10 protein-coding genes and 1 pseudogene are annotated in these 12,004 nt (G+C 70.8%); all 11 read right to left on the bottom strand.

The features are described 5' to 3' along the window. Positions 1-118 precede the first annotated feature (118 nt). The gene (gene glnB, locus WU80_RS22185; RefSeq protein ID WP_055404843.1) at positions 119-457 is read right to left on the bottom strand and encodes a nitrogen regulatory protein P-II; all 339 of its coding nucleotides are present in this window, start codon (positions 455-457) and stop codon (positions 119-121) included. After that, positions 454-1,845, bottom strand: coding sequence for an ammonium transporter (locus WU80_RS22180; protein WP_055404842.1), 1,392 nt, complete (start codon positions 1,843-1,845; stop codon positions 454-456). The genes glnB and WU80_RS22180 overlap by 4 nt, the downstream gene beginning before the upstream one ends. Positions 1,846-2,032: 187 nt before the next feature. Then, the gene (gene ftsY, locus WU80_RS22175) at positions 2,033-3,349 is read right to left on the bottom strand and encodes a signal recognition particle-docking protein FtsY (protein WP_055404841.1); all 1,317 of its coding nucleotides are present in this window, start codon (positions 3,347-3,349) and stop codon (positions 2,033-2,035) included. A 135-nt stretch (positions 3,350-3,484) separates the two neighbouring features. After that, positions 3,485-7,087 carry a chromosome segregation protein SMC gene (gene smc, locus WU80_RS22170; RefSeq protein ID WP_055404840.1) on the bottom strand — a complete coding sequence of 1,201 codons (3,603 nt, stop codon included), beginning with the start codon at positions 7,085-7,087 and terminating at the stop codon, positions 3,485-3,487. 135 nt (positions 7,088-7,222) lie between these two features. After that, positions 7,223-7,516, bottom strand: coding sequence for an acylphosphatase (locus tag WU80_RS22165; RefSeq protein WP_055404839.1), 294 nt, complete (start codon positions 7,514-7,516; stop codon positions 7,223-7,225). After that, a complete protein-coding gene (locus WU80_RS22160; protein ID WP_055404838.1) occupies positions 7,503-7,916 on the bottom strand; it encodes an OsmC family protein in 414 nt (137 codons plus the stop codon). The genes WU80_RS22165 and WU80_RS22160 overlap by 14 nt, the downstream gene beginning before the upstream one ends. 58 nt (positions 7,917-7,974) lie before the next feature. Further along, complete coding sequence (locus WU80_RS22155) at positions 7,975-8,538, bottom strand: NifU family protein (protein WP_055404837.1); 564 nt, start codon at positions 8,536-8,538, stop codon at positions 7,975-7,977. Further along, positions 8,535-10,445, bottom strand: coding sequence for a ferrous iron transporter B (locus WU80_RS22150; protein ID WP_055404836.1), 1,911 nt, complete (start codon positions 10,443-10,445; stop codon positions 8,535-8,537). The genes WU80_RS22155 and WU80_RS22150 overlap by 4 nt, the downstream gene beginning before the upstream one ends. Next, entirely contained in the window at positions 10,442-10,678 is a 237-nt protein-coding gene (locus WU80_RS22145) for a FeoA family protein (protein ID WP_055404835.1), read from the bottom strand. Before WU80_RS22145 ends, WU80_RS22150 begins: the two co-directional genes overlap by 4 nt. A gap of 110 nt (positions 10,679-10,788) precedes the next feature. Beyond that, the gene (mutM, locus tag WU80_RS22140; RefSeq protein WP_055404834.1) at positions 10,789-11,649 is read right to left on the bottom strand and encodes a DNA-formamidopyrimidine glycosylase; all 861 of its coding nucleotides are present in this window, start codon (positions 11,647-11,649) and stop codon (positions 10,789-10,791) included. Beyond that, positions 11,650-11,985 (bottom strand): annotated as a pseudogene (locus WU80_RS22135) (putative dsRNA-binding protein); the annotation flags it as partial. Positions 11,986-12,004 lie beyond the last annotated feature (19 nt).

Here is a 12,004-nt window from a genome sequence, read left to right as displayed (position 1 = left end):
GCCGGGAGGCAGCCAAATCGCTTGCCCCGCCGGCGCTTCCTGTTCCTGCTCCCGATGACTGTGGGTTTGTCATACCTTCCCGGCCCGTCCGGCCCGGTTCAGCGACGTCCCGCCACGGTCAGAGGGCATCGGTCCCGCGTTCACCCGTGCGCACCCGCACGATGGTTTCCACGGGGCTGACCCAGACCTTGCCGTCACCGATCTTGCCGGTGCGCGCCGCCCGGACGATGCTGTCCACGACCTTGTCCACGATGGAATCGTCGACCACCACCTCGATGCGCACCTTCGGCACGAAATCCACCGAGTATTCGGCACCCCGGTAAACCTCGGTGTGGCCCTTCTGACGTCCATATCCCTGGACTTCGCTGACCGTCATCCCCAGGATGCCCGCGTCCTCGAGGCTGGTCTTCACGTCATCGAGGGTGAACGGCTTCACGATTGCGGTGACTAGCTTCATGCCTGCTCTGCCTCCACTTTGTCGCCCACTCGATCCTCCTCCAGACCGTTGCGGTCATCCACCGGAATCCGCGCGGCCGGGAGAACGGACCCTTGCCCACCGATCGTTCCGAAATCGTAACCGCTCTCCGCGTGCTCGGCCTCGTCGATCCCGTTTGATTCTTCCTCGGCGCTCACGCGCAGCCCGATCGTGTACTTGAGGATCAAGGCCAGGATCAGCGTGACGATGCCGGAGTAGAAGAGGACGGCGAACGCGCCGACCGCCTGCCGCTCCAGCTGGGCCCAGCCGCCGCCGTAGAACAACCCCTTCGACACCCCGGCCACGCCGTTGATGGCCGTGGACTCGGGCGCGGCGAGCAGGCCCACCAGCAGCGTGCCCGCCAGACCGCCGATCATGTGCACGCCGACCACGTCGAGCGAGTCGTCGAAGCCGAACTTGAACTTCAGCCCGACCGCCAGCGCGCACACCACTCCGGCCACCGCCCCGACGACGATCGCGCCCAGGATGTTGACCGACGAGCAGGACGGCGTGATCGCCACCAGCCCGGCGACGATGCCGGACGCCGCACCCAGCGTCGTGGGCTTGCCGTCACGGATGCGCTCGGTTAGCAGCCAGGCCAGCATGGCCGTGGCCGTGGCGACCGTGGTGGTCATGAACGTCGACCCGGCCGAGCCGTTGGAGCTGGTCGCCGAGCCGGCGTTGAACCCGAACCAGCCGAACCACAGCAGGCCGGCGCCGAGCATCACGAAGGGCAGGTTGTGCGGCCGGAACAGCGTCGTGGGCCAGCCGCGGCGCTTGCCCAGGACGATCGCCAGGGCCAGGCCCGCCACACCGGAGTTGATATGGACCGCTGTCCCACCGGCGAAGTCGATCGCGTGCAGCTTGTTGTTGATCCAGCCGCCGTGCTCGGACGCGAAGCCGTCCGCGGCGAAGACCCAGTGCGCGACCGGGAAGTAGACCAGCGTCGCCCACAGCCCGGCGAACACCAGCCAGGCGGTGAACTTGAGCCGGTCGGCCACCGCGCCCGAGATCAGGGCGACGGTGATGATCGCGAACATCAGCTGGAAGGCGACGAAGACGGTGGCGGGCATCGTGCCGGCCAGCGGGATGTCCACCTGCGTGACGCCCTTGCTCGCGTCCGCCTTGACGGCGTTGCCGCCGATCAGCTTCGCCAAGCCCCAGTAATCGGTCGGGTTGCCCACGACGCCGCCCCGGTCGTCCCCGAACGACATCGAGTAGCCGTAGAGCACCCACAGCACGGTGACCACGCCCATCGCGCTGATGCTCATCATGATCATGTTGAGCACGCTTCTGGTGCGCACCATGCCGCCGTAGAAGAACGCAAGGCCCGGCGTCATCAACAGCACTAGCGCGGAACTCGCCAACATCCAGGCGGTATCGCCGGTATCGGGTTGGCCCAATTGCGGGAATGCCACTCGCTCACCTCCGGTAAGGACATGAATGGCCGTCAGGCGACGCCTGTGACCTGATCCAGAACCTTGCGAGATGGTTGTTTCCGCAGTGGGGCCACCGTGTTTCGGCGGTATTAACGTCCCGCGCTGCGTGTTAGGGGTTTCAGCCGAGCAGGGCGTCGACGAAGGCGCCCGGCTCGAACGGCGCGAGGTCGTCGGGACCCTCCCCGAGCCCGACCAGCTTCACCGGCACCCCGAGCTCCTGCTGGACGCGGAATACGATGCCGCCCTTGGCCGTACCGTCCAGCTTGGTCAGCACGGCGCCGGTGATCTCGACCACCTCGGCGAACACCCGCGCCTGGGCCAGCCCGTTCTGCCCGATGGTGGCGTCGAGGACCAGCAGCACCTCGTCGACCGCGGCGCGCCGTGTTACCACGCGTTTAACCTTGTCGAGCTCGTCCATCAGCCCGACCTTGGTGTGCAGCCGCCCGGCGGTGTCGATGAGCACGACGTCGGCGCCCGCGGCGATGCCCTTGTCCACGGCGTCGAAGGCCACCGACGCCGGGTCGGCGCCCTCGGGCCCGCGCACCACCTCGGCGCCGACCCGGGAGGCCCAGGTCTGCAGCTGGTCGGCCGCCGCGGCGCGGAAGGTGTCGGCGGCGCCGAGCACGACGCGTCGGCCGTCGGCCACCAGCACGCGCGCCAACTTGCCGACGGTGGTGGTCTTTCCGGTGCCGTTCACGCCGACGACCAGCAGCACCGACGGGTGGTCGGCGTGCGGCAGCGCGCGGATCGAACGGTCCATCTCGGGGTGCAGTTCACGGATCAGCACGTCGCGCAGCACCGCCTTGGCGTCGGCCTCGGTGCGCACGTCGCTGCCGGCCAGGCGGGCGCGCAGCTGCGACATCACCGAATCGGTGACCACCGGGCCCAGGTCGGCGACCAGCAGGGTGTCCTCGACGTCCTGCCAGGCGTCTTCGTCGAGATCGCCGCCACCGATCAGGCCCAGCACGCCGCGTCCCAGCGCGTTCTGTGAGCGGGCCAGCCGGCCGCGGAGCCGCTCCAGCCGCCCTTCGGGCGGGGCGATGGCCTCGATCTCGGGGGCGGGCTCGGCCGGGGGTGCTTCGGGAGGTGCGGGGGCCGCCGGGGGCGCGGGGGCCTCGGGTTCGGGTTCGGGTTCGGGGAGTTCGACCTCCGAGATGGTGCGCCGCGGCGCGTCGCGGGGAATGGTGGCGTCGTCGCCCACGGCGGGCAGCCCCGTGGTGTCGAGCCGGTCGGCCCCCAAATCGGTTCTTGCGGTCTGGCTGAACGTGATGCCGGACGACGCGGTGTAGCCGCCCGACCGGTCGATCGCCCCCGGCTCCGGCTTGGCGGTGAAGCTGATCCGCCGGCGGCGGTACCGCACCAGGCCCGCGACCAGCGCGACCACGACGACGAGAACTATCAGGACCGCGATCGCGATCCAAAGACCTTGGGACACGCTGACATTGTTTCAAGCGGCCCGGCGCTCACGGGGCATCGGGTGTGCGTCCTGGGCCTCGGGTGTGCGTCCCGGGCGAATAATTCGCCGGAATCCCGCCGCCCGCGCACGCGGAACGCCGTCAGTACACGCTGATCAGGTTCCGACCAGCTGCTCCACCTGCTGCCCGCGCATCCGCTGCGAGATGACCGCGGTGATGCCGTCGCCCTGCATGGTCACGCCGTACAGCGCGTCGGCGACCTCCATGGTCGGCTTCTGGTGCGTGATGATGATCAGCTGCGAACGCGCCCGCAGCAGCTCGAACAGGCTGATCAGGCGCCGCAGGTTGGTGTCGTCGAGCGCGGCCTCGACCTCGTCCATGATGTAGAACGGCGACGGGCGGGCGCGGAAGATCGCCACCAGCATCGCCACCGCGGTCAGCGCCTTCTCGCCGCCGGACAGCAGCGACAGCCGGGTGATCTTCTTGCCCGGCGGGCGGGCCTCCACCTCGATGCCGGTGGTGAGCATGTCGTCCGGGTCGGTCAGCCGCAGCCGGCCCTCGCCGCCGGGGAACAGCACGGTGAAGACTTCCCGGAACTCGCGCTCCACGTCGACGAAGGCGTCGCTGAACACCTGCAGGATGCGGGCGTCGACGTCGGCGACGACGTCGAGCAGGTCCTTGCGGGCCGCCTTGACGTCCTCGAGCTGGGTGGACAGGAAGTTGTAGCGCTCCTCCAGCGCGGCGAACTCCTCCAGCGCCAGCGGGTTGACCCGGCCCAGCTCGGCAAGCTCGCGCTCGGCGCGTTTGGCCCGGCGCTCCTGGGTGGGCCGGTCATAGGGCATCGGCGCGGGCGCGACCACTTGCTCGCCGCGCTCGCGGGCCTGCTCGAACTCGGCCATCTCCAGCTCGGTGGGCGGCAGCGCCACGTCCGGCCCGTACTCGGCGATCAGGTCCGGCGGTGACATTCCGAACTGTTCGAGCACCATCTGCTCGAGCTGCTCGATGCGCATCGCCGCCTGCGCGTTGGCCACCTCGTCGCGGTGCAGCGAGTCGGTGAGCGTGGCCACCCGGGCGCTCAGCGCGTTCACCTCGTCGCGCACCGCCGCCATCGCGGTCGCGCGGTCCTGGCGTTCGGCCGCGAGCGCGGCACGGATCGCCGACGCCGCCGCGACCACCCGGTCCAGCCGCTGCGCCAGCAGCCGCCCGGCGTCGGCCACGGCGGCGGCGACGGCGGCCGCCCGCAGCCGCGCCTCGCGCGCCTGCTCGGCCCGCAGCCGGGCCTCGCGTTCCGCGGCGGCGGCCCGGCGCAACGAATCCGCCCGCCCGCGCACCGCGTTGGCCCGCTCCTCGGCGGTCCGCACGGCCAGCCGCGCCTCCACCTCGGCGCTGCGGGCGGCCTCGGCGGCGGCCGCGATCCGCTGGCGAACCTCCGCGTGGTTTGGCTCTTCGGCGTTGACGTGCTGCGTCTCCTGGGCGTTGCGCAGCCGGTTCTCCAGTTCGGTGACTTCCTCGACCGTCTGCGCGCGACCCGCTTCGAGCTCCTCGCGCTGCCGCAGCAGCCGGCTCCACTCGTCCTCGGTGGTGCGGGCCTCCTGCCCGAGCCGGCCCAGCTGCTCATACATCGCCGAGATCGCGGTGTCGGACTCGTTGAGGGCGGCCAGCGCCTGTTCCGCGGAGTCCTGGCGGGCGGCCTGCTCGGTCAGCGCGCCGGACAGCGCCGCCGCCAGCTGGGCGACCTGCGATTCCGCGGCGGCCAGCTCGCTGCCGGCCTTGTCGATCTCCGAGGTCACCTCGAGCGTGGAGAGCTTGCGGTCCGAGCCGCCGCTCACCCAGCCGGCACCCACCAGGTCACCGTCGAGGGTGACGGCACGCAGCTGGGGGCGCGCCGCCACCAGCTCGAGCGCCTGATCCAGGTCGTCGACCACCGCGACGCCCGACAGCATCGCCGTGATGGCGCCACGCAGCCGCGCGGGCGCGTCGATCAGGTCCAGCGCCCAGCGGGCCGTGCCGGGCAGGGCGTCCCGCGCCGCGGGCTCGTCGGCGGGCCAGTCGCCGAGCACCAGCGCGGCGCGCCCACCGTCGGCCCGCTTGAGCGCGGCGACCGCGGAGCGGGCCGCGCCGAAGCTTTCGGCGGCCAGCGCGTCGGCCGCCGACCCCAGCACCGCAGCCAGCGCCGCCTCGTAGCCGGAACGCACCTTGACCAGCTTGGCGATCGGCCCGAAAAGGCCTGTGCCGGCGTGGTTTTGGGTGAGCCAGGCCGCGCCGTCCTTGCGTTCCAGCCCGACCGAGAGCGCGTCGATGCGGGCCCGCAGCGAGGCCACCCGGCGCTCGGCGTCGCGCTCGGCGGATTGCAGTTCGGCGACGCGTTCGTCGGCCAACCGCAACGCGGCCACGGTCCGCTCGTGGTGCTCGTCCAGGCCCACCTCGCCCTGGTCGAGCTCGCCGACGCGGCCCTGCACGGTCTCGAACTCCGCCTTGGACTGTTGCGCGCGGGCGGCGGCCTGCTCGATGCGTTCGGACAGCCGCGCGACGCTGTCGTCGATGGACTCGACGCGCGCCCGCATGGTCTCCACCTGGCCGGCCAGGCGCGCCAGGCCCTCGCGCCGGTCCGCCTCGGCCCGCACGGCGGCCAGGTGCGCCCGGTCGGCCTCGGCGGCTTCGCGTTCGCGCTCGCCCAGCTCGGCACGGGCGGCGTCCAGCCGGGTGCGCGCCTCGGCGAGTTCGCCCAGCAACTGCCGCTCGGCGACGGCGACCCGCTCGGCCTCGGCCTCCAACGCGTCGGGGTCGGTGTCATTGGGCGGCGCCGGCTCCACGTCGAGGTGGTGCGCGCGCTCGCTGGCGATGCGCACCGTCGCGGCCACCCGCTCGGCCAGGGCGGACAGCCCGAACCAGGTGTGCTGCACCGATTCCGCGCGGATCGACAGCTCGGCGACGGCCGCCTCGTGGGCGGTCAGCTCCTCCGAGGCCACGGCCAGGCGGGCGGCGGCCTCGTCGTGCTCGCGGCGGATGGCGGCCTCGGCCTCGAAGATGGCGTCGCGCTCGGTCTGCCGGTTGACCAGGTCGTCGGCGGCCAGGCGCAGCCGGGCGTCGCGCAGGTCGGCCTGGATGGTCTGGGCGCGGCGCGCCACCTCGGCCTGGCGGCCCAGCGGTTTGAGCTGGCGGCGCAGCTCGGTGGTCAGGTCGGTGAGCCGCGCGAGGTTGGCCGACATCGCGTCGAGCTTGCGCAGCGCCTTTTCCTTGCGCTTGCGGTGCTTGAGCACCCCGGCGGCCTCTTCGATGAAGGCGCGGCGGTCCTCGGGTCGCGACTGCAGGATCTCGTCGAGCTTGCCCTGCCCGACGATGACGTGCATCTCCCGGCCGATGCCCGAGTCGCTGAGCAACTCCTGCACGTCCATCAAACGGCAACTGGCGCCGTTGATTTCGTATTCGCTCGCGCCGTCGCGGAACATCCGGCGGGTGATCGACACCTCGGAGTATTCGATCGGCAGCGCGTTGTCGGAGTTGTCGATGGTGACGGTGACCTCGGCGCGGCCCAGCGGGGCGCGCGACGAGGTGCCGGCGAAGATGACGTCTTCCATCTTGCCGCCGCGCAGCGTCTTCGCCCCCTGCTCCCCCATCACCCAGGCCAGGGCGTCAACCACGTTGGACTTGCCCGAGCCGTTGGGCCCGACGACCGCGGTGATGCCCGGCTCGAAACGCAGAGTCGTCGGCGAAGCGAAGGACTTGAAGCCCTTCAGCGTCAGACTCTTGAGGTACACGGCGAGCCAGACTACCGCCCAAATCGCCCGCGTCCCCCGCACCGAGGGGTGTCGGGAGGCGCGAAATCCGGCCGTCGTGTACACCTTGCCGCACTGGCCACAATGGCCACATCAGTCACGGCTCCGGCGTGCGCTTCAGCGCTCGACGAACCCCTCGAAGCGGTCCTGCGGCTGCGACCAGTCGGCGACCACCTTGTCGACGCGGCCCGGCCTGGGCGGCCAGGCCTCGCCGCCCTCGAGCAGCGCCAGCAGTTTCTCGCCGGCCTCGCGCGGCCCCTGGGCCACCACCAACACGCGGCCGTCGGCCTGGTTGGCCGCATAGCCGGTAAGCCCCAGCTCGAGCGCCCGGCTGCGCGTCCACCAGCGGAAGCCGACGCCCTGCACCTGCCCGTGCACCCAGGCGGTGAGCCGGACGTCAGGATCCGACATCGGCGACCTCGAAGTTGACCTGCGTGCCGGCCTTCAGCGTGCGCCCGACGGTGCAGACGGCGTCGATCGCCCGGTCGACCACCACCAGCAGCCGCTCCTTCTCCTGTTCGGACAGCCCGGACAGGTCGAGCTCGAGCGTCTCTTCCAGCAGCGGGTAGACCTCGCGCTCGCGGTCGGCGGGGCCCGAGACCCTGACCACCGCCTTGTAGTCATCGCCCAGCCGGCGGGCCAGCGGCTGGTCGCTGGACATCCCGCTGCACGCGGCGAGCGCGATCTTCAGCAGCTCGCCGGGGGTGAACACGCCCTCGACGTCCTCCGAGCCGACGAGCACCTGCGCACCGCGCGAGCTATATCCGGTGTAACGGCGCGATCCCGTGCGCTCCACCCACAGTTCGGTCATGTCCTACTTTTTACCGGGCCGCGCGCCTCGACCCCCGCCGAGTCGGGGGCCAGGCGTTTCAGCGGACGATCAACGACAGCAGCTTCTTACCGAAAGAGATTGCGGCCGAATTGTTTTCGCTTACGACAATCACCCGCGGGCCGACTCGTTGCCGCAGCTCACGCTCGAAGACGTCCCGCAGGGTCGACGACGCGGCCGGACACCCGTCGCAGGCGCCGACCATCCGCACGGTCACGGTGTGGCCGGCCACCGAGACCAGCTCGATCGACCCGCCGTGCGAGGCGGCGAGCGCGCCGACGGGCCCGGCAAGCAGTTCCGCGGCAACGGTTTCCAGATCGGGGCCGGACGACTCGTCGACCGCCCAAGCACCCGGTTCCTGCAGCGCCTCGCCGAGCGCCTCGCGGACGTCGTCGCCGAGCTCACGCCAGCTGCCGCCGGTTCCGAGCGTGATCAGAACGTCGTCGGCGCCGACCACGACCTCGGCCAGTGTCCCGCCGTCCAGCAGGGCGCCGAGCCGGCCGGGGGCGCCCCGGACGGTGCCGCGCGTCGGGAGTCGATCGGGCGGGACCACCCAGCGCAGCCGGCGCGGGTCCGCGGTGGCGGTGGCGTGGATCGGGATCATGCGCCCACCCCGACCGCGATCGAGCGGGCCGCGAACGCCATCGTCCAGGCGAGCACGAACATGTAGCACCAGGCGAACGCGGGCCATCGCCACGAGTTGGTCTCGCGGCGCATCACGGCGACGGTCGACATGCATTGCAGCGCGAAGATGAAGTACACCATCAACGCGATGACGGTCGGCGCGGTGAACACCTTGTGGCCGTCGTCGGCGCTCATGGTGACCAAGGCCTCGTGCGGATCGTCCGGGTTCGTCGCCGCGGATACCTGGCCGAGGGTCGAGACGAAGACCTCACGCGCCGAGAACGAGCCGAGCAGGGCGACGTTGATGCGCCAATCGAAGCCGAGCGGGGCGAACACCGGCCCGATCGCCTTGCCGACGTCCGCGGCGTAGCTGTGGTCCATCATGTAGGCGGTGGTCTCCGTCGGCGACATGCTCGCGGTTTCGGATTGGCGCGCAGGAAGATTCAGCAGCACCCACAGCACCACGGAGGTGCCCAGGATGATGGTTCCGGCCTTGCGCAGGAACACCTTGGCCGAATCCCACATGGTGATCAGCACGTTCTTGGGCGACGGGAAGCGGTACGGCGGTAGCTCCATCGTGAACGGGAGCAGATCGCTGCGCAGGATCGTCGACTTGAACAACGACGCGGCGATCAGCGCCGAGGTGCCGCCGCACAGGTACAGCAGGAACATCGCGACGCCCTGCGCGCTGAAGCCCCACCACTGGGTCTGCGGCGAAACCAGCAGCCCCACCAGCAGGGTGAACACCGGAAGGCGGGCGGAGCAGGTCATCAACGGTGCCGTGATGATGGTGGCGATCCGATCGCGCGACGACGGCAGGGTTCGGGTGGCCATGATCCCCGGGATGGCGCACGCGAACGACGACAGCATCGCGACGAACGCGCGGCCCTCCAGTCCCGTCGCGGCCATCACGCGATCCATCAGGAACGCCGCCCGCGCCATGTACCCAATGTTTTCCAGCAGCGCGATCAGCAGGAACAACAACACGATCTGCGGGATGAACTGGAGCACCGTGCCCACGCCGCCGATGAGGCCCTGGCCGAGCAGGCCGCGCACGACGTAGTTGCCGACGTGGTCGCTGACGAGCGCGCCGAGCCAACCCAGCCCCTGGCTCACGCGGTCCTGCAGCGGCGCGGCCACGGTGAAGACGACCTGGAAGAAGCAGAACATCACCGCGAAGAAGATGATGGTCCCCCACAGCGGGTGCAGCACGATCGCGTCGATGCCGCGTGTCCGCCTATCCGGTTGTGGCGCAACGTATTTGGCCGCACCGAGCACCGATTTGCCCCACGCGTCGATGGCGTCGTTGCCGCCCGGGGGCAGGATCGGGGGCCGCTGCCACCGGTCGAAGGACGCCAGCTGGGCGCGCAGGGTGTCGATGCCCCCGCCGCGGTGCGCGATCACCGGGATCACCGGAATGCCCAGCGCCGTCGACAACGCGTCGACGTCGATGCCGCCGCCGCGCGCGGTCAGCTCGTCGGTCATGGTCAGTGCCAACAGGCACGGAACGTCGAGCCGCATCACCTGGGCCACGAGCGTGATCGAGCGGTGCAGGGTGGTGGCGTCGGCCACCAGGACGATCGCGTCGGGACGGCCGGCGTCGGCGAAGTTGCCGGCCAGCAGGTCGGCCACCACCTGTTCGTCCGGGCTGATGGGCTCCAGGCTGTAGGTGCCGGGCAGGTCCTCAACCGCGATCTCGGCGCCGTCCACCTTCGTGACGCCGACCCGGCGCCCGACGGTGACGCCCGGGTAGTTGCCGGTCTTGGCGCGCAGCCCGGTGAGGTGGTTGAACACCGAGGTCTTGCCCGCGTTGGGGCTGCCCACCAGCGCGATCCGCGCCGCACCCACAACCGCGACGGCGGCGCCTTCCTCGTGGCAGGACGTCATGCGACGCTCCCCGGGTCGACCTGGATCAGCCGAGCCTCGCGGCGGCGCAGGCACAGTTCGGTGTCCTGAACGCGGTAAATGGTCGGGTCGCCCATCGGGGCGCGCCGAATGACCTCGACGTCGGACGACGGACGGAAGCCCAGCTGGCGCAATCGACCCGCGACCACGGGGGATGCGGCCGGGGCCACACCCACGATCCTCGCCCGCTGGCCCGGCGTGAGGTGGGCCAGCACGGTTGGGGAACCCGATCGCCGCACTAGCCGACCCGACTCCACGCGTACACCATGTCGACCAGGATAACGATGCCAGGTGAGGATAACCTCACCTTTCTTGCAAACGCGCCTCAAGGCCGCGGCAGGGGCTGGCATTTCGGGCAGTAGAACGACGACCGGTTCATGAACTTCTCCCGGCGTATCACGGCGCCGCAGCGCCGGCAGTTCTGCCCGTCGCGGCCGTAGGCATCCAGCGACCGGTCGAAGTACCCCGATTCGCCGTTGACGTTGATGTAGAGCGAGTCGAACGAGGTCCCGCCCTGCGCCAGCGCGTCGCGCATCACGTCGGCCGCGGCGTCCAGGACCTCCCCCAGCCGCCGGCGGCTCAGCGAGGCGGCGATCCGGGCGCCGTTGACCTTGGCCCGCCACAGCGCCTCGTCGGCATAGATGTTGCCGATCCCCGACACCACCGTTTGATCGAGAAGCTGCCGCTTGATCTCGGAATGCTTGCGCCGCAACACATCCACCACGGCGTCGCGGTCAAACAGCGGGTCGAGCGGGTCGCGCGCGAGGTGCGCGACGGGCGCCGGCACGACGCTGCCGTCCACGCTCACCAGATCGGCGAGCATCCAGCCGCCGAAGGTGCGTTGGTCGGCGAAGCTCAGCACGGTCCCGTCGTCGAGCAGCGCGGAGATGCGCACGTGGTCGGCGCGCGGCACCGTCCCGAGCAGCATCTGACCGCTCATGCCCAGGTGCACGACGAGGGCGCTGTCCGGATCGCCCTGGCCGTCCAGCAGCAGCCACAGGTACTTGCCGCGCCGATCGGTGCCGGTGATCTTGGCGTCGAGCAGCCGGGCGGTGAGGTCGGCCGGCCCGGCCTCGTGCCGGCGCACCGCGCGGGGATGGTGCACCCGCACGGCGGTGATGGTTTTGCCCACGACGCGGGCCTGCAAGCCGCGGCGCACCACCTCGACCTCGGGTAGCTCCGGCATCTAGTTGCCGGGAACGGCGCTGTCCAGCACGTCCAGGGCCTTCCACGTCGCGGCGGCGGCCTTCTGCTCGGCCTCCTTCTTGGAGCGCCCCACCCCGGACCCGTACTCGGTGTCCATCACGACGACGACCGCGGTGAATTCCTTGTCGTGGTCCGGGCCGGTGGAGGTGACGACGTAGGACGGCGCGCCCATCCCGCGCGCCGCCGTCAGCTCTTGCAGGCTGGTCTTCCAGTCCAGGCCGGCCCCCAGGGTCGGCGCGGCGTCCAGCAGCGGGCCGAACAGCCGCAGGATCACTTCGCGGGCCGTGTCGATCCCGTGCTGCAGGTAGATGGCGCCTGTCTCTTATACACATCTC

Origin of the sequence: Mycobacterium sp. UM_11 (assembly GCF_001414075.1) — a bacterium.
Taxonomy (GTDB): Bacteria; Actinomycetota; Actinomycetes; order Mycobacteriales; family Mycobacteriaceae; genus Mycobacterium.
The sequence above is the reverse complement of the archived record's forward strand: the minus strand, read 5'-3'. Positions and strand labels throughout refer to the sequence as shown.